At 55.5% G+C, this 18,136-nt stretch carries 17 protein-coding genes; 3 read left to right on the top strand and 14 right to left on the bottom strand.

Features of this window, described 5'->3' with window-relative positions; all coding sequences use genetic code 11:
* The first annotated feature begins 231 nt into the window (after positions 1 to 231).
* Complete coding sequence (locus KI231_RS14015; protein ID WP_213028629.1) at positions 232 to 1,365, top strand: aminotransferase class V-fold PLP-dependent enzyme; 1,134 nt, start codon at positions 232 to 234, stop codon at positions 1,363 to 1,365.
* Between the two features lie 222 nt (positions 1,366 to 1,587).
* On the opposite strand, the gene KI231_RS14010 is transcribed toward KI231_RS14015, so the two are convergent.
* Positions 1,588 to 2,043, bottom strand: coding sequence for a hypothetical protein (locus KI231_RS14010; protein WP_103301944.1), 456 nt, complete (start codon positions 2,041 to 2,043; stop codon positions 1,588 to 1,590).
* 474 nt (positions 2,044 to 2,517) lie between these two features.
* On the opposite strand from KI231_RS14010, the gene KI231_RS14005 reads away from it, so the two are divergent.
* Positions 2,518 to 3,003, top strand: coding sequence for a hypothetical protein (locus tag KI231_RS14005; RefSeq protein ID WP_213028628.1), 486 nt, complete (start codon positions 2,518 to 2,520; stop codon positions 3,001 to 3,003).
* A 145-nt stretch (positions 3,004 to 3,148) separates the two neighbouring features.
* On the opposite strand, the gene KI231_RS14000 is transcribed toward KI231_RS14005, so the two are convergent.
* The 6 genes from KI231_RS14000 to KI231_RS29995 form a co-directional block, all read right to left on the bottom strand.
* A complete protein-coding gene (locus KI231_RS14000) occupies positions 3,149 to 3,634 on the bottom strand; it encodes a P-loop nucleotide/nucleoside kinase family protein (RefSeq protein ID WP_213028627.1) in 486 nt (161 codons plus the stop codon).
* Between the two features lie 101 nt (positions 3,635 to 3,735).
* Positions 3,736 to 5,595, bottom strand: a complete 1,860-nt coding sequence (locus KI231_RS13995) for an ABC transporter ATP-binding protein (RefSeq protein WP_213028626.1) — start codon at positions 5,593 to 5,595, stop codon at positions 3,736 to 3,738.
* A gap of 120 nt (positions 5,596 to 5,715) precedes the next feature.
* A complete protein-coding gene (locus KI231_RS13990; protein ID WP_213028625.1) occupies positions 5,716 to 6,090 on the bottom strand; it encodes an ASCH domain-containing protein in 375 nt (124 codons plus the stop codon).
* 166 nt (positions 6,091 to 6,256) lie between these two features.
* On the bottom strand, positions 6,257 to 7,225 hold the full coding sequence (locus tag KI231_RS13985) for an AraC family transcriptional regulator (protein ID WP_213028624.1): 969 nt from the start codon (positions 7,223 to 7,225) through the stop codon (positions 6,257 to 6,259).
* 55 nt (positions 7,226 to 7,280) lie between these two features.
* Positions 7,281 to 8,108, bottom strand: coding sequence for an oxidoreductase (locus tag KI231_RS13980; RefSeq protein WP_103301940.1), 828 nt, complete (start codon positions 8,106 to 8,108; stop codon positions 7,281 to 7,283).
* 252 nt (positions 8,109 to 8,360) lie between these two features.
* Positions 8,361 to 8,711, bottom strand: a complete 351-nt coding sequence (locus KI231_RS29995) for a hypothetical protein (protein WP_249412130.1) — start codon at positions 8,709 to 8,711, stop codon at positions 8,361 to 8,363.
* A 27-nt stretch (positions 8,712 to 8,738) separates the two neighbouring features.
* Between KI231_RS29995 and KI231_RS13970 the strand changes: the two genes are divergently transcribed.
* Positions 8,739 to 9,149: a hypothetical protein gene (locus tag KI231_RS13970; RefSeq protein WP_103301938.1), complete on the top strand. Its 411-nt coding sequence runs from the start codon at positions 8,739 to 8,741 to the stop codon at positions 9,147 to 9,149.
* A gap of 43 nt (positions 9,150 to 9,192) precedes the next feature.
* Here the strand turns inward: KI231_RS13970 and KI231_RS13965 are convergent, their stop codons facing one another.
* The 7 genes from KI231_RS13965 to KI231_RS13940 all read right to left on the bottom strand — a co-directional run bounded on the left by KI231_RS13965 (position 9,193) and on the right by KI231_RS13940 (position 18,076).
* Complete coding sequence (locus KI231_RS13965) at positions 9,193 to 9,438, bottom strand: hypothetical protein (protein ID WP_213028623.1); 246 nt, start codon at positions 9,436 to 9,438, stop codon at positions 9,193 to 9,195.
* Positions 9,439 to 9,781: 343 nt separating this feature from the next.
* Complete coding sequence (locus KI231_RS29990) at positions 9,782 to 10,024, bottom strand: hypothetical protein (RefSeq protein ID WP_249412129.1); 243 nt, start codon at positions 10,022 to 10,024, stop codon at positions 9,782 to 9,784.
* Between the two features lie 301 nt (positions 10,025 to 10,325).
* Positions 10,326 to 10,748 carry a hypothetical protein gene (locus tag KI231_RS13960; protein WP_213028622.1) on the bottom strand — a complete coding sequence of 141 codons (423 nt, stop codon included), beginning with the start codon at positions 10,746 to 10,748 and terminating at the stop codon, positions 10,326 to 10,328.
* A 383-nt stretch (positions 10,749 to 11,131) separates the two neighbouring features.
* A complete protein-coding gene (locus KI231_RS13955) occupies positions 11,132 to 14,965 on the bottom strand; it encodes a DUF6531 domain-containing protein (protein ID WP_213028621.1) in 3,834 nt (1,277 codons plus the stop codon).
* Between the two features lie 42 nt (positions 14,966 to 15,007).
* Positions 15,008 to 15,457, bottom strand: a complete 450-nt coding sequence (locus KI231_RS13950; RefSeq protein ID WP_213028620.1) for a DcrB-related protein — start codon at positions 15,455 to 15,457, stop codon at positions 15,008 to 15,010.
* 31 nt (positions 15,458 to 15,488) lie between these two features.
* The gene (locus KI231_RS13945) at positions 15,489 to 17,444 is read right to left on the bottom strand and encodes a type VI secretion system Vgr family protein (RefSeq protein WP_213028619.1); all 1,956 of its coding nucleotides are present in this window, start codon (positions 17,442 to 17,444) and stop codon (positions 15,489 to 15,491) included.
* 116 nt (positions 17,445 to 17,560) lie between these two features.
* Entirely contained in the window at positions 17,561 to 18,076 is a 516-nt protein-coding gene (locus KI231_RS13940) for an Hcp family type VI secretion system effector (protein WP_007919523.1), read from the bottom strand.
* Between the last annotated feature and the right edge of the window lie 60 nt (positions 18,077 to 18,136).

Below are 18,136 nucleotides of genomic sequence, written 5' to 3'. Positions count from 1 at the left end.
AATCGATGCAGTAACTGAAGAGTACATTTTGCTGAGAAACCAATTCTCCCCCTCCATTCTCGGTCGGGGCAAAAGACACTGGCCTGCGCGGTGATTGCCATCGGTACGCTCATCATTGGCTGACGGCGGGGGCGCAAAAACGCTGGTCAGCTATATTGGGTCGGTTGCTGCCCCTCTTGAACGCTTGGGGCAGGGTCGATACCACTGAAATCTCTGCCAAAGGAGTCATCTATGTCAAAGCTCTATCCCAGTATCGATCCCGAGGGGCTGATCGAGTACTCGGTGGTCTACACCGACCGCTCGCTCAACCACATGTCGCAGTCGTTTCAGGACGTGATGAAGAACATTTCCAGGACCCTGAAACAGGTCTATAACGCCGAGGCTGTAGCGGTGGTTCCGGGCAGTGGCACATTCGGCATGGAAGCGGTGGCGCGACAGTTTGCCACCGACCAGCAATGCCTGGTGATTCGCAACGGCTGGTTCAGTTATCGCTGGAGCCAGATCCTTGAAACGGGCAAGATCCCGGCGGCCACCACGGTGCTGAAAGCCCGACCGATTGAAGCAGGTCGTCAGGCTGCCTACGCCCCGCCTCCTCTGGACGAAGTGCTGGCAGCCATCGCGGCGCAGAAGCCGCAGATTGTCTTCGCTCCCCACGTTGAAACCTCCTCAGGGATTATCCTGCCCGACGATTACATGCGAGCCGTCGGCGATGCCGTGCATGCGGTCGGTGGTCTGTTCGTGCTGGACTGCATCGCCTCAGGCGCGCTGTGGGTGGATATGCACAAATGCGCGGTCGACCTGCTGATCAGCGCACCGCAAAAAGGCTGGAGCGCCTCACCTTGCTGCGCCTTGGTGATGTTCAGTGCCTTGGCCCTCGAACGCATCGAGCAAACGCAAAGCAGCAGCTTCGCCTGCGACCTGAAAAAGTGGCTGCAGATCATGCAGGCCTACGAACAGGGCGGACATGCCTACCATGCGACCATGCCCAGCGATTCCCTCGCACGTTTCAACGAAGTGATGAAAGAGACGCAAGCCTACGGCTTCGACAAGGTCCGCGACGAACAGCAGGCGCTGGGCGATCAGGTGCGCGCGATGTTGACCGGCAAAGGCATCAAAAGCGTGGCCGCCCCGGGCTTTCAGGCGCCTGGCGTGGTGGTGAGCTACACCGATGACGCCGACATCAAGAACGGCAAGAAATTTGCCAGCCACGGCCTGCAGATCGCCGCCGGAGTACCGTTGCAATGCGACGAACCGGCCGATTTCCAGACTTTTCGCATCGGTCTGTTCGGACTGGAAAAGCTGCACAATATCGAGCGCACGGTGAGTACGCTTGAGCAGGCGCTGGACGAGGTGATGGTTGGCTGAGCCCACGCCTTGCTCGCTGCACATAGCGAACCGGGCGCTGTCTGCCGATGGCGCTGATCTGCGAGGAATATGTCACTTGCCAAGAGCATCCATCGCCTGGTGCCAGTTTTGGGTCGATTGCGGCCTCAAGGGGCAGATAGATAGAACGGCATTTACGTTAAATTGCCGACACAAAAAAAGCCCACTTTGCGGGCTTTTTTGTACGCGAGGTATAAGTGCTAATTACTTGTTCCGCAACAGCACATAAGCTTCACCGCCGTTTCGGTCATGCTGAAGAATAAAGTTGTTGTCCTGGATACGCACCTTCGATGGCACACGATCTGCTACCGGCGTTTGCGAGTAAGCCTGCGCGGCACTCAGCAGTTGGCGGGTCAGGCTGTCGTCGGGTTGCTCCGGAGTGGTAACGACGCATTCCTTTTCGGAAAGTTGCACTGAGAGGTTTTTGTCCGCGGTGAAGCCGATGCGCGTGAAACCCATGTCCTGTAGGTCGTTGATGCCGAACCGCTTGGCCGCTTCAGCAGAGCCGGCGAATGAGGGGGCGGTCTTCAGACAGATGTCGACGAAGGCTTCGATGGCCTTGGAGGTAACAGGCGTCGATACGGTTGTCGTTGCAGTGGTGCAGCTGGCGAGGACTAACAGGCTGGGCAAGGCGAGTGCGCGGAACCAAGTAGTGGACATGAAGCGGGGATCCTTCCATTTGAAATTCGGAATGCAGGGGTGGGCTGAGCGGCGCCGGAACGGACCGCCTGCGAATGGTAAATTAAAATGGAAACGGGGTTCACGACTTTGTGAACGCCGGCGCCTTCTGGCAGTGCGCTCGCGACGTGAACCGGTGAGCACCTGGGCCTGCCTGCCGGCGGTCGAGCAGATTGCATAACAGCGATAGGCAATAGCCTCTCGATTTCCGTGAATGCTGACCGGCCGCTATGGGTTAATTAGCAGGCGAGTCGCACGGCTGCTATTGGCCGAAAGCGGTCACTCGTGAGCGGCAGCAATCGGCCAAAAGCCGCCCTTTACAAGAAGCTGCTTTCGTCCCAATGCTGCCGGTTAGATCCCCATGGGTTTCGGGCAAATAGCCCAAACGCCTACGGCCTTCCCAGGTCGGTATTTGAGAGGGTACCCTGAACACCTTTTAATCTGTGTGGCACCCATATGGGCATCAACTTACTGACCGAATCCATGCTTGGCCACTGGCGTGCTGCATCGGGTGTCTGGCAATGCGAATACCAATTCGGCAGCCGATTGATTTACGTCCAACATCGCGATGACGAGCCACCTCGCGCCAGGGTCGCCGCCGCGCAACGCGCGGTCAATGCTGCGTGGGATGATTTACCCCAAGTACTGAAGTTCGCCGAACAGCACTGTAAAGCACAGATGCCCGAACTGATGCGGTTGTACGAAACCTACATGCCGGGGGAATCTCCGTTTTTCGTTTACTCGATCCACTTCGATCTCGACAAACCTTACCCTAGTTACGCCATTTCCACGAACCCTGACTTCGACTGGGATCGTATCCTGATCGACGAAGATGAACTGCGCCAGGTTCACAGGGTATGCATGGAGCAGTATGAGCCAAGACATGACTTTTGGGTTTACGTCAGGCGTGTAGGGTTTCAGCAATTCGAGCTTGGGGATTAGCTTTGCCTCAACTCAACTCAACTCAACTCAACTCAACCCCAGCCCTGAATCTCCGCTGATAAAGTCAATACTCGGGAGCGTCCGCTTCTGGCCGATACCAGTCACTCAACTCTTGGGCGGCACTGACCTGTCCCCCCTCAGGCACTCACGGACAATGCCGAACGATCACCAATCCCTCCACCTCTTCCGGAATCTGAAAGTAGCCAGTGATCAAATCAAACTCCGCATCAGTTGCCGCAAAGTCATGCCCTCCCCGCTCATTGCGAGCATGCAATCTGGCTCGGCAAGTGTCGTCATCAACATCCAGATAATGCAGGCAATGCGGCGATCCAGCAGCGTCCGCCAGACCTCGTAGCCACTCGCGATCCGCCACAGTATTCGCCGGAAAGTCCAAAACCACATCAAGCCCTGCACCTGACAAATCGATAACCAAAGGCCCCAATACATGGCGAATGCGTTTTGCACAGCGCACGTAGTCCTGCACCGTTTTCACTTCGCCTGGGTAAAGCTGCGAGATCCACTGATCCTCACTCAAAAGAATCGCGCTATGCCGAGTAGCCAGCGATTTTGCTAGTGTTGATTTGCCAGAGGCGATCTTGCCGCACATCAGGTGCAAAGTTGGTTTGGGCATGCAGACCTTCCTTATCTTTGAACATGTCTACCGGCAGTCAGATGCCAGCACTTTCGGCGAATAGCGGGCGCATGCTCGAATTCCCTACGCGCCCTCCTCATTCAGGCTTGAACCACAGCCTCCATCACGCCCTTGTCCTCACCCAGAAACCCGCCGCTCTGATGCTGCCACAACCGCGCATAAACGCCGTTCTTCGCAAGCAATTCGCTGTGAGTGCCCTGTTCAATAATGCGGCCTTCGTCCATGACGATCAGTCGGTCCATGGCCGCGATCGTCGACAACCGATGGGCAATGGCGATCACGGTTTTGCCCTGCATCATGTCATCGAGGCTTTCCTGAATCGCCACTTCGACTTCCGAGTCCAGGGCGCTGGTGGCTTCGTCCAGCAGCAGGATCGGCGCGTTCTTGAGCATTACCCGAGCAATCGCCACGCGTTGACGCTGACCGCCCGACAACTTGATGCCGCGCTCACCCACCAGCGTGTCGTAACCGCTATGCCCCTGGCGGTCGCTGAGTTGGCTGATGAACTCATCGGCCTGCGCGCTGGCCGCGGCGCTGCGCACTTGCGCGTCGGTGGCATCGGGACGGCCGTAGGCGATGTTGTCGCGAATGGAACGGTGCAGCAACGAAGTGTCTTGCGTGACCATACCGATCGCACTTCGCAAGCTATCTTGCGTTACGTGGGCAATGTTTTGGCCGTCGATTCGAATCTCGCCGCTGTCGATGTCATAGAAGCGCAACAGCAAGTTGATCAGCGTGGATTTACCGGCGCCAGAGCGACCGACCAGACCGATTTTTTCGCCCGGACGAATACTCAGGCTCAGGCCATCGAGCACCTGACGCTCGCCGTTGTAGTTGAAACGCACCTTGTCGAAAGTCACCGCGCCGCCGGAGGTCACCAGCACGCCGGCATCCGGCGCGTCCTGGACCTTGGCGCCCTGGGTCAGTGTCGCCATGCCGTCCTGCACCGTGCCGATGCTTTCGAACAACGAAGTCATTTGCCACATGATCCAGTTCGACATGCCATTGATCCGCAACGCCATGGCGGTGATTGCCGCCACTGCACCGGCGCCAACGTCGCCCTGATGCCACAACCACAAGGCATAACCGCCCGCCGACATGATCAAACCCACCACTAGAGCCTGATTGACGATTTCGAACAGACTGACCAGACGCATCTGGCGAAAACCGGTGAGTTTGAAATCTTCCATCGCCGCACGGGCAAAGTGCGCTTCACGGTTGGAATGGGAGAACAGCTTTACCGTGGTGATGTTGGTGTAGGCGTCGGAGATACGCCCGGTCATCATCGACCGCGCATTCGCCTGCTCCTGACCGACTTTCCCCAGGCGCGGCACGAAGTACCACATGGCCAACGCGAACAACACGGCCCAGCCAATGAACGGCAACATCAGTTTCAAGGCGAAGCCGCCGGCCAACGCGATGATCGCGATGAAATACACGCCAATCCCGGGGAGGATCTCGATAAGAGTGAAGAGCACGTCGCGCACCGCGAGCGCCGTCTGCATCACCTTGGTTGTGACGCGGCCGGAAAACTCATCGGAAAAAAACGAAAGGCTTTGCCGCAACATCAGCCGATGGAAGTCCCAGCGCAGCCGCAGCGGCAGGTTGATCGCCAAGATCTGGTGCTGCACCATCGTACGCAAAGCCACCAGCCCGACACTGGTAACCATGACAATGCCCATGCCCCACAACACCCGACTCTCCTGCGCCGCCGCTTCACCGCCCGCCTGCCAAGTCGACAGTAGATCGACGACCTGCCCGAGGAAGGAAAACAGCCAGGCCTCGTAGATCGACACAGCGGCACTCAGCAGCGCCAGCACCAGAATGTAACCGCGAGCGCCCCGCGTACAGGCCCAGAGAAAACGTGCCAAACCGTTGGGTGGTGGTGGCACCTCGTCAGGAGGAAAAGGGTCGAGTCTTCGTTCAAACACACGAAGCATGGTGATCTCCAAAACTTTCAAGTTGAGGGGATTCTGCCATTGAATGGTTGCGAGGAGGTCTTTGTGAAAAAGTGTGTATTGATCAGGAGCGTTTTCGACCACTCGCCCCCACCCCGATGATCAACCGTTATCGGTAAACACGAAGTCCACTTCGTAAATACCCCGCGCCGCCCGGATGTTCACAGGGTGCGTGATCGGCCTGACATGACTCAATTCCCATGCGAGCCAACCCTCCTCAAAGTAATTCGCACAGGCCGCTTGCATGTCCGCGAGGACAAACGGGCGAACAGCCTTCACCCGCACGATAGCGACAGCAATGCCGTCGGCATCCTCGTCACCCTCGGTGTGCAGAAAGCGTCCGTTTTCAACAATCAGAAGATCTTCGCAAGGATCCAGGTCTGGATGCCACCGGCGAATTTCGAGGGTTTTCTCCCCTGAAGCGATACGACCGCCACTGGGCCGCACAATCGATAACGTCTTGATGGTTCTCTCCAAAGATCATTCGAGCTATTGCGCTGTCCGCTATAAAACATCAACGACATTCGCCGCTATTTTTCAGCACTGCAACTGACCGGTATTATGCAGCGATCATCGCTTACAGCGGCGCATCGGGAGGTGGTCTGGTACGCGGCACACTGGGCGCGGCGTTGATGATGTTGTTTTAGCTCAAGGTCAAGCCCAGTGAGCGAGAGCGGTATACCCCGGGTGTTATTCCTACCCACGATTTGAAGGCGCGGTGGAAAGTATTTCCGTCATTGAAACCCAGTAGATACCCTACCTCGGGGAAGCTGATATGTGAGTGACTCAGGTAGTGCTCGGCAAGGCTGCGTCGCGTCTCCACAAGCACCTCCTGATAGCTGCAACCCTCAACTTCCAGATGGCGTTGCAATGAACGCCTGCTGATCGCCAACCGCCCAGCCACAGCATCGATACTCACTTGGCCACTGGGCAAAAGCTCCAGTAAAAGGCCGCGCACGCGCTTGCGCATGCTCGCATTGACGTCCAGTTCGCTCAGGCGCTTGTCGAGGAGAGGTCGAAAGAACTCCCACATGGCCTGGTTCGCCGTCAGGAATGGCCTCCTCGAATCGCTATCGCTGAACCGAATGGCGATCTCCTGCCCCGAGACCACCGGGCAGCCGAAGAACTCCAGGTATGGATGAAGGTTATCGGGTGGATTCGGTAGTTGCACGCGCAGAGGGCAGATCCGCTTGCGGGTTGCCAGACGTGCCAGTTGGGTAAAAAATACGAGATCGGTCATCGCGCAACTGGAAGGCCATGACGGTACAGTCAGCGGGAATTCGACACGCACCTCAAGATAGCCAGGCTGCTGGTCAATGTGCAGCAGCAAAGGTCCAATCAGCGCTTTGTAGCCCGCAAGGCGTCGCAGTGCGACCTCCAGGTTCGGACTGCACAGGCTTGCAAAAATAGGCGGATCGAACGCTTCGGCGGTAATCGCTCTGCCGATGATCAAGGGCAGTTCTTCCCCTTGGGTCAGTTGCTCCAGTGCCAGCCAGAACCGACAGTACTCGACCGGCTCAAGGCTCGCATCCTGTCGGGCAAAAAGATCATCCGGCAGGCCGGCAAGCTTCAGAACGTCGGCAACATTCACGCCGAGATCATCGATGAGCAAGGCCCAGCCGGGATGTACTGAAAATCGCGTGGCCCGTCTCACTCTGTTATCTCCATTACCGCATCGTAGACATTATTATCTTGTCGTAAACGCGGTCACCCAGCCACTTGCGAATAGTCATCAGCACACGCGCATACTTGCCCCCCACATAGCGGGTTTTGGGATTAGAGCTACGCACAGCTTTCAACACAAGATCGACGATGACCTGAGGCGTGGAAAGCGTTCCTGGTTTTAAAGACTGCCCGGTGGCGGCGGCTACTTTCTTTGCCAGATCCTGATAAGCGCCGTTTTTCGAACGCCGGAGCATCGGCTCCAGCAATACGCCCCCAAATTCAGTCTCGATGGCCCCAGGCTCTATCACGACCACGTTGATCCCGAATGGGTGAAGCTCCAGACGCAGACAATCAGACCACCCCTCCAGCGCATGCTTGGTCGCGTGGTACCAACTGCCTAATGGTGTGTACACCTTGCCACCCATGGAGGAGATATTGATGATTGTGCCTTTGCGTTGTTCGCGCATATCGGGCAGCAGTGACTGCGTCAGTCTTGCCAGCCCGAATAAATTGACCTCGAACTGATAGCGGGCTTCGTTAATATCGGTGTCTTCCATCGCACCATACAATCCGAAACCTGCGTTGTTCAAAAGCACGTCCACGCCACCATGATCCTTTTTGATGTGAGCCACCACACGCTGGATATCCTGTTCGACGGTGATGTCCATTGCCAGGGTAATCGCTCCCTGGCGGCGTAGCTCAGACATCTGATCGACTCGTCTGGCAACCGCATAAACCACCATCCCCTCGTCCAACAGAGCCTGCGCGAAAGCCTTGCCCATCCCGGACGAAGCGCCGGTTACCAGCGCCACACGATTTGTTTGCCTCATGAAAACCCCTTCCGATTGATTCAAGCCAAGGGAAGGTTATCTCCAACTGTGGTGGGGAGCATTGGCAAGGCGCGCCAGTTGGTATGCGTTTGATGCCAGGAAAAAATGAGGCCGGATTTATTTCAGGGGATAAATTCGACGCCTTTGGGTGCAAAGTCTGCGATTGGTCGGAAGCGAAAGGTGCAATCGGCAGCAACCGGCCAAAAGCTACCGTTCGAGAAATGCAGCTTCTGACCCATTACAGACATGAAATCACGGGGCACTGGTATAGACGAGCACAGCTATGACTGCTGCAAACGGAGATAGCAGAATCAGTCCACCGACGACAACTGCCCAGCCCCAGGCAAAACCACTCTCACCCTTGAAACGGCCGCCACTCAGCAAACCCAGCACAAACACGCCGATGCGATGAGCTATCAAATCGATAATGAAGTCCATTGGCCCTTTCTCCTTGCCGGATTTACCTGAAACGCCAAAATATCCACTATCGGCCACGAGCTGCCGTCCACGCATGGCCTTTTCCAGCCCAAAACGATAATAATCGGAGCGGAGACGGCCTATTGAAAATTGGCTACATGGCTGAATCCGTCTCTTCTTCAGCATTCCATTATCGAAATCAGAGTAAGACTCATGGGCGCGCCCATCATTATCGGCAGCAGCTATGACCTCTGGGTCAGCAACAGCATGAAAGATACTTTTTGCGATGTACTAACCGCTGTCGCGACCTTGGAAGGCCATGATGTGAAGGCCATATATGAGGAGGCACCAGGTGTGGCCGGCACCTATGGTGTTCCAGGTGTGGGTATCCTTCTCGACGAGTTCTATCTCTATCTTGGCGGATTTTCCGGGGTTCGACGCCACCTCGATGTTTGCCGAGTACGGCTAGACGAAGTCAGAGAATCTTGCGGACTGTCGCCAGTTGCTGCCGAACGCATGGCACACCTACTGGCATGGGCCGCATACCATATGGATGGCAACCCGATCCCTGTAGGCGGCTCTTTCTATGAGAGCTGGCCTCCTGACGCAGCTGAAACAAGGTAATACCCGCCTGCTTTCAGCCAGAAGGGGACGTTCGGTTCCTGCGTTAACCCCCAAATGAAAGCGGGCCGCAATACATCAGGGTGTTGCACACAACCATCTGGGCGACCATGAATCCCAGGGCAGTTCCCAGAAAGCCAATGCCCGCGACGATCCACGGCAAACTTGCTTTCACGCAGTATCTCAACAGCCAGGCCGACGCTGATGCGCCAACCAACATGCCGGGCATTGAGAACACATGCCCGAGCCCAAACAACCCTTCGGGGTGGTCGAGGCTGGTGATGATGTTCATGTAGATCAACAGTGTGGCCACCGCCGCGGCTGTCGTACCAGTCAGAAACAGGGCAGGCGTTCGAAAAATCAAGCCCAGTACGAACACGGCCGCGGGGACTGCGACAAGGTAACCACTGCCTGTATACAGCGGGTTCGCACCTATGCTGGGGAAAGGAGAACCGGAGTGATTAACAGGACGGAGTAGGCTAGATCATCTCTGCGGCCAACTGTCATTCCAATCCTCGCTTTCAGTATCGTGCTTGGTGGAATAGCGTAGCTGACGCAAACATTCTTGCTTGGAGGCTCCGTTTTGGGCCGATTACGGCCCTCACGACAGGCAGAGATTGGCCAAGAGCGGCCTCTCATTTCTTCGTTGAGAGCCGTAGTCGCTGCCATTCATTCCAGCAGTCCTCAGCTACCAGATCCCGGAAACCACGTTCTTTCTCCATATCAAGGGCGACGTCGAATGGAACTGCAACACACGTCGCGTTATCACGGATTTTGAGTGTTTCGGACTCTGTAAGTGGGGAGCCTTTGTTCGTTTCGGCGCTTTGCAAAGCGTCCGAAAGCGCCGGAATGAATACAACGCAGAGCCGTCCAGACATGTGTTGCCTACCTCAATTGAACGAGAAGGCCAAAAGATTACGCTCGTTGCTTAATCAAAGCTATTTGGCCAAGAGCATCCATCGCTTGATGCCAGTTTTGGGTCGTAAGCAGCCGCCCGCGAGCGACTGCTATTAGCCGGATGCGGACGTTCAGGAACGACTGTTTCCGGCCAAAAGGAGTCACTCATAGCATCTACTAAACTGGGGCGATTGATGTATCAATCAAAGGACGCCAAGGTTAGATGTTGATTTATTTCAGTAGACTTTGACCCTCTGGGAGGGTTGGCAGCTGGAATGGAAGTCAAAATGTATATACCCATAGTTCATTAAATACATAATCAGGGTCAAGGATATCGCTGAGGCTTTCAAAGTCATCAAGCTCTTCGGGAAGAGATAACCCAATTCCGCGAAGCTGGTCTATTTGAACAAAACCCGACCACGCTATTTGTGCTTTTGAATTGGCCAGTACTTCTGAAGCGGTAATTCCAGGCCATAATTTATCCATGTACCTTCCTTGGAATTTTTCATTGCATGATACTGCCGAAATTATACCTTCGCTGTCATGGTATGCGGTTATTAATCCATTATTTATGACTAATGCATTCGTTGTTTTTTCAATAAGGTATTCGCTTTTTAATATTGCTCTGGCTATGTTCTCTATCTGCTCGCCAATAGATATTCCCCCAATAGATACTCCGGGGATGATAATGTTGTTTATTTTCATGGTTGCCCTCTATTTTGGCGAGTTAGCCAAGATTTCATTAATGAATACGGGGCTATCTACTATTTTCTCGTATCTTACAAAACCCTCAGGGGTTATGCGTCCTTGTACTTCATTGTTTCTATACACCTTCCAATAGCTTGATTCGTGCACGCCTCCTCCTGGATGATAGTCCAGTACGTCAGTATTTCCGCTTTTTGTTACTCTGGTGAATTGAGTGTGTTGGGTTTTGTTTGTATTTAAGTTTGTTGTGCTTCTGGTGTAACCTTTCTTTTTCAGTAGAATTTCAACTTGATCAGGGCTCTTTCCAGAAAGTTTTCCTACCCATTTTTTCGAGATGTTGTGCCGTTTGTTAAATATTTTGGTACACGTCAGGCCAAAGGGATCTACCCAGCTTGTTGGATTTGAAGCGTATGTATAAAGATTATCCCCCCCATCAGTCCAATCGGATCCTGAGTGGTAAACCTCCCCACCGCAGGATCGTAGTACCTGAACGTGTTGTAGTACAGTCCGCTTTCCCGGTCGTGGTACTGCCCCTGAAAGCGTAAATTTTGATCAACCAGATTCGGTGACAACGCCTCCAGTCCACCCCACGCCTTGTAATAGGCGCGCCACACCACGTGCCCCTCGGCGTTGGTCATTTCCTGCGGCGTACCGATCTGGTCGGTGTGGAAGTAGTAGTGTCGAGCTTCCTGTTCCGGCAGTTCGGGGTCGCTGTCGATACGGGCCAGCGGTGCATAGCTATCCGGTTCGTAGAGGTACAGGCTATGTAAGTGCGACTGTTGTTCCTGGAGCAGACGCAAGCCTTGCCAGAGGAACTTTGTTTCTTGAGTCTGGCCGTCTTGCGTGACCTGTTTACCTATGCGCCGGCCCAGGGCGTCGTAGTGGTAACGAGCCTCGCTGCTCAAGGTTGTACCCTGCCAGGTTTGCGCGCGGATCAGACGGTTTTCGCTGTCGTAGTGAAAGCGTTGCATGCCTCCGGCCGCACTGCTTTTCTCGCTGAGGTTGCCCCAGGTGTCGTAGCTGAAGCGCAAGTCCTTGAAGGCCACGAGGCGATTGTCCGGCAGACTTTCAAATTGCCAGCGACCGCTGCCACTGAGGTTTCCGGCGGGATCGTAGGAGAAGTCTTCCGTCTGCAACTGCGGATGATCGGGTTGACGACTGCGCAGTTGGCCGCTGGCGTCATAAGTGAAGTTTGTCACCCCACGCTGTTTGTCCGTCACGCGCTGCACTTCGCCCCCCGGACTGTAGTGGTAGCGACGGTGCAGGGCTGTGGCTGGATGCTGCGGATGGCCGAGCAGGTTGTCGGTTTTTTCCTGAAGTTGGCTGAGTTGCTCGTGAGGCAAATGGATAGCTGCCTGCCACAACTTGCGCCCCTTGGTGTCGTAACCGTAGCGACTGGTCAGCAAGCCTTGAGTACGCAGCGTCTCGCGGTGCAAGGCGTCACGCTCGAAGTCGCTGATCAACTGACCGTCAAGGTTGATCTGGTGCAGGTGGCCGCTGCCGTAGTAAAGGTGATTGACCTTACGCCCGTCAGGCAATTCCAAACGGGTGAGATTACCCAGTTCGTCGTAGCTGAAAACGAGATTGCCGGTGCTGCTGTCTTCGCTCAGCAGTTGGCCGGCGACGTCGTAGCTGAACGTCAGATGGTCACTGCTGATTCCCAGAGCCTTGCCTGCTGCACTGGGCTGACGGTCGACGGCAATCAGGCGATCGACATCGTCATACAGGTAGTCCAGACGCGCGTCGTCGGTGATGCGACTGACCAAGCGCCCTGCGGCGTCGTGCTCGAAGTATTGCTGGCGCGAAACCTCGCTGAAGCCCTGCCGGGCCAGCTCTTCCAACTGCGTGAGGGTACCGCTGAGGTTATAGCTAAAACGCCGGCGCAGACCATCGACTCGGACTTCTTCTTTCAGACGATCGCTGGCGTCATAGCTGAAGCGATAGGCTACCTTGTTCTCGTTGAGCAAACCGATCAGGCGTTGGCATTGATCGTATTCATAATGAACGTACTGACCGCGTGGGTCTTGGCGTTTGCTGAGCAAGCCACGGGGGGTACGGGTCACGTAGGTGGTGCGATCATCAGCATCCGTGTGGCTGAGCAATTGACCAAGAACGTTGTAGCTATAACTGTCTTGGCTACCATCAGGATGCTCGATACGAGTTACTTCACCGCTGGACTTGCGGGTCAATCGAGTCGTGCGTTCCAGGGCATCCGTAATGCTGACCAGATGCAGCCTTTCATCGTAGGCATAGTGACTGCGATGACCAGAACAATCCTGATACTGCTCAATTTGGCCTAGCCCGTTCCACCACAGGCGGGTGGTATTCCCCTTTGGGTCGGTACAGCTGTGGGGCAGGCCATCATTGTTGTTGAAGTACTGGGTGATCTGACCCAACGGGTCAATACTGTCAAGCAACGTACCGCTGCGGTCGTAGACCCAGCTTTGGCTGCTGCCGTCAGGGCGCTGGATGCTGGCTATCAGGCTGGTGTTGAGGTGGTAGCTGTAGCAGGTGCTGCGACCCAGCGGATCGATCTCCTCAACCAGGCGAGAATAGTCGTCGTAGGCCAATGCCAGTTTGTTGCCATCGGGCAACTCCAGGCCAGTCATATTGCCCGAGGCGTCCAACTCGAAGCCGTATTGCTCGCCACCGAAATCACGACTGGCAACCACCCGACGGCCTTCGTTGTAGTGGATCCGGGCGACTCGGTCGATTACGTCACGGATTTCAGTTTGCCGCTGGGCAAGGTCGTACTGGAAATGGTAACGCTCGCCGTCGCTGGTCCACTGCTCGACTACACGAGGCTGATGATCGTCGAAGCGTGTTGACCAACGGTAATTACAAACCAGTCCCAGCGAATTTTCGTGAGCAACCATTAACCCGTGTTCGTAGGCGAAATTACGCACCCGGTCGCCGTTGCGATTGATGACTTTCTGGAGTTGTCCCGCGGCGTCGTAGTGGTATTGAACCAGGGTTTCCACTGACCGGTTGTCCACCACCCGTTCAACTCGACTCAGGCGTCGTGCATGGTGGTCGTAACACAAGTGAAGGCGAATGCCGCCGGAAGCACAGACATCGCTCAGACGATCTTGTGTGTCGTAGTGGAACGTGAGGAAGTGACCCAGTGCATTCTCGATGCGGCGCAGCGGCGAGGATTGGCCGCTTTCGGATAACTCACCGAAATAGAAGAAGGTATTGTCGAGCGTCTGAATAAGGTAGTGCCCGCCTTCGGAGCGCACCAGAAACATCTGCTCGCTGGCCAGAAAAAACCGCTCCCCAGGCTCAAGGCCTGGCAGGTTCAGATCTCTCCCCTGGTTGTCGCGCAGGTAAAGCTGGTCATCTTCCAGGCGCAGGCTTTGCTCCCACGGCAGGGTCCAGCCACGCCCTAGCAGGCCTTCGTGACTGATGTCGCTCGCATAGAAACGCGACCAGACAATAGGCATGAGGCCTGGAAGAGCAAAGTCTGTTTCGCTCTCTTCCAGGAGCAATTTGCGCCCGCTGATTGCATCCACCGGGTTACCAAACAAGCCGCCGGCCACTCGGCTAATAGCCGGGCCGATGACAAACCGAGAAGCCAATTCACCCGCCACAAAACCAGCGGCGAATTGCAGTGCGCAGGGGGCCGCTTTTTTAAGACCCACCTGGCCAGCTTTGAGCGCTAACTGCCCAAGGCTGCCGGCAAGGCCGGCTACGATCATGAGGATATCAACCGTATTGCGCAGCCATTCGGGTACCTCATCGTCGATCGGTAGGTACTGTTCCTTTTCAGCACCGATGAAGACGTTCTCTGAACCGCTGTCGATCACACTGCCACAGGTCAGCTTGTCGCCCTTACGGGCAGCTGGCAGACCGTTGATAAATACCTTGCCAGAACCCTCCGCCACCATCGGTGGCGCCGGGTGTTTTTTGCAGATACCGAAACTGCCTTGCACGTAGGCTGCCTTGAGGCCATTGATACGGACGTTACTGGAACCACTCGTGATCCCTCCGGCGGGCGCCTTGCACATTCGCCCTATGGCTTCACCCGCCATCACCAGCCCGGAACCTCCCAGGCCCGCCAAAATCCCGACCAATAACCCGGCACCGAATCCACAGGTTGCAACAACAAAGATCGATGCAACCGCGACAAGTGCCAAGCCCAAGGCGGCGCCTACCAAAAAACCCAAGAGAGCGTTGGTATGAGCAACCTCATCATCAAACCGTGCTGCTTCAAACATCGGAAACTTCCATGTCTTGCCGACCTTTTATGTCGGGAGTCCTTAGGGTGTTGCGGTGACAGGAGATTGCTGCTCAAAGCTTGCCAGAACGTTCACCCATAGCTGATTCAACTGATCGTCGAATGGCACCTGACTGGTGGCGGTAAAAATCAGCGCCCGGTCAGGTCCGACAAAGAAAGCGGCCTGGCGCTGGTAAACCGGGCGACCATCGCTTTGGTAGTGCGCATCGACTTGCAGGCCGGGTATCGGCGATTGCGCAGAAAGTTCGACATGGACGGTGCTCTGGCGTTGGTATTTGCGCAGCTTCGCCGCAATCAGACTGACCTGACGTTCGACGTAGTCGGGCAAGGCTTCGCTCGGAAGTGTGTTATCACGTGACACGGTCAGGCTGAATGGCGCCGGCAGGGTGACACCCGGCACAAACATATTGACGCTGCGGTCCTGAAAGCCTGTTGGCAAAGTGAGTTTGCCTTCCTGAATAAAATAATCCATTTACTCGACTCTATTTTGTTGGGTTGCGGGTTCAAAAGGCTGGTTGTGGCGGATTGGAGAAAACACTTTCGACCCTGCCATCGATGGTACCTTTTGCGCCATCAGCACCAGGGTCCGTAGCGGCAGCCCCGCCAGGCATGTTGATATCGAGATTGCCCCCGGTATTGATCTGTGCGTCGCCCGTTACCGAGAAGTTGAACTTCGTGCCATACAGGTTGATCTCTCCACTGGCATTCATCTCGAAAACACTCTGGCCGCAGACCAGACGCAGTTGTATCCCCGCCTCCATCAGGTATTGAGTGCCGGCGCTGTCCTGTTTGGCGCCGCCAACTTGTAGCGTGTCATTGACCTTGACGAATCTGACGCGGTTTTGGCCGATGGTGATGGTTTCGTCCTGACCAACCGAATGAACTCGATTGACTCCGACCCAATGGCTTTCATTGTTTTCGACGGTGCAGTCCTGATCGCGCTGGGCATGGATGTAGATCTGTTCCTGTCCCTTGCGGTCCTCTACACGAACCTCGTTGGAGCCACCGCCCCCAAGACTGCTGTTGGTTTTGAAAACGCTCCGGGTTTTGTTTGCCGGTAGCGGATATGGCACAGGTGTGATTTTGTTCGGGACACAACCCGTAATTAACGGCTTGTCAGGATCGCCTTCCACGAAGGTGATGAATACTTCCATGCCGATGCGCGGAATCACCACCTGACCATATCCGGGCCCCGCCCAACTGGAAGCCACACGTACCCAGCAACTGCTGTTTTCGTCGAAGCGGCCTTCGCGGTCCCAATGAAACTGCACCTTGACCCTACCGTATTGATCGCAATGTATTTCCTCCCCCTCAGGCCCCGTTACTCTCGCCGTTTGGCTGGCCAGAACCGGTTTTCTGAGCGTCATGGAGGGGCGGAACAACGTGTCCCAGGGAGTGGCAGAGAACGTGTTGCGATAGCCCTGCACAAAACCATCCGCAGGCTGCGCATTACTGGTGATCGACTCCTCGAGCACTTGTGGTTGCAGACCTTCGTGGCAGACCTCGGTCAGCAGCCAGAGATCGTTCCACGCGGTACGTGGATGGTTAGCCAGTGTCAGGAAGTGACCGCTGACCAGAGCCGGCTCGTCGCTGTTACCTCTCACCAGACGGTAATCCGTGCGATGACGCTCCAGTGCACGCTGACTCAGTAACTTGCCACGTTCACGACTGATGAATTGACCTGGGTAGTCATAGTCTTCAAGGTCTGGCTGCTGCGCCTGACCTTCAGTCTGGTGCTTTGCCTCCAGCAGCATGCTCGGTTTTTCAAAGTCATAGTCACGCCGCGTAGTACGGCTGGTACGAGCCTCCACCCGCAAATCAAACCCCTTGACCACTGGCTTGTCCGCGACCATACCGGTGCCGGCCTGATACTCGGTTGGCTGACTTAACTTGGGAAACACAGTCTGATCATCACCAAACACCAACAGGTGGCCCGTTTGATTGTGCTGATGGTGATAGTGAATTCCTTCCTCACTGCACAGGCGCTGGACAAACTGCAGGTCTGACTCGTCGTACTGCACGCAGTAGTCGCGTTCGGGGTAAACCGTACTTAATTGGAACTGGTAGGCATTGCTCAGAATGCCGTGCTCCTCCAGTACCTGCGAGATGATCTTGTTGACCGGCAGGTGTTGAAAAATGCGCTGGTTGATTCGGTGACTCAAATAAGCAAGTTGCGGAACCAACGTCAGGCTGTAGCGGGCCAGACGTTTGCCGCTGGCCCCTTGTTCTACTCGATGGATGATCCCGTGAACTCCGTCCCCTCTATCACTGAAAGCGAGAAAAGCGGGCTTGTGGAGCAAGCTTTCAAGGTCCAGTTCGTGTCGCTCGCTGACCAGCTCCACATCGAAGGTATAGGGTGCGCTGATAGCCTCCTTGCCGGAAAAGGAGAGCACCTGGAGATCACTCTGAACCCCTTCGATAGTCAGGCTGAAGTGAGTCTGATTGGCTGAACTGAACATCCGTTGTTCCTCGTGCAGTGCTGCGGCGCGAGCCTCATCAGCAGATCAAATATTCTTGAAGGGCAAAGCAACATCGACCAGCAGAGCTGGCCGATGTGTGAAGCGATCAGCCGTAATTAAACGACTGGAGCACGCCAGTCATCGGAACCCGAAGTACCGGATACTTCGTGGGTCCAGGTGATTTTGCGGTAGGTGAACTGCACTTCTTCCAGGTGGGTGAAGTGCGAGTTACCCGGATCCTGGCAGTTGTGCATTTTGTTGTTGATGGCGACGATGATCGCGTCTTCCAGTTTGGTGGTGTAGTAGTGCTCTTGAGTACCTTGAGCCGAAGTACGGAACCACTGGATAACGATTTCGCTCATGCGCTCGCCCGAAGTCAGAGCGGCTTGCAGCAGAGGCGAAGCCTTGTCGTAGACCTTGGTGATCACCACTGGCTTGTGTACGCGCTGACCGGTTGGCTGACCGGATTGCGGGTCACGCGGGATGATCACGTCGTGGCTGAAAGCCTGAACCATGACCTGGTCTTCGTGGCCTTCCTGGTAGGTGTTGCCAACGGAGTCGGCGGTGAAAGCGCCTGCAGTGATCAGACCTTGTTTTTCGCCGGTAACCGACATGTACGCTGGTGTTGCCATGGGGTGCTCTCCTTGCGGATAAATTTAAGGTGCCCGGGAGGCGGAATCGCCCGGTGGGTG

The sequence above is a fragment of the Pseudomonas sp. Seg1 genome, assembly GCF_018326005.1.
Lineage (GTDB): Bacteria > Pseudomonadota > Gammaproteobacteria > Pseudomonadales > Pseudomonadaceae > Aquipseudomonas.
This window is presented reverse-complemented; position numbering and strand designations above follow the sequence as displayed.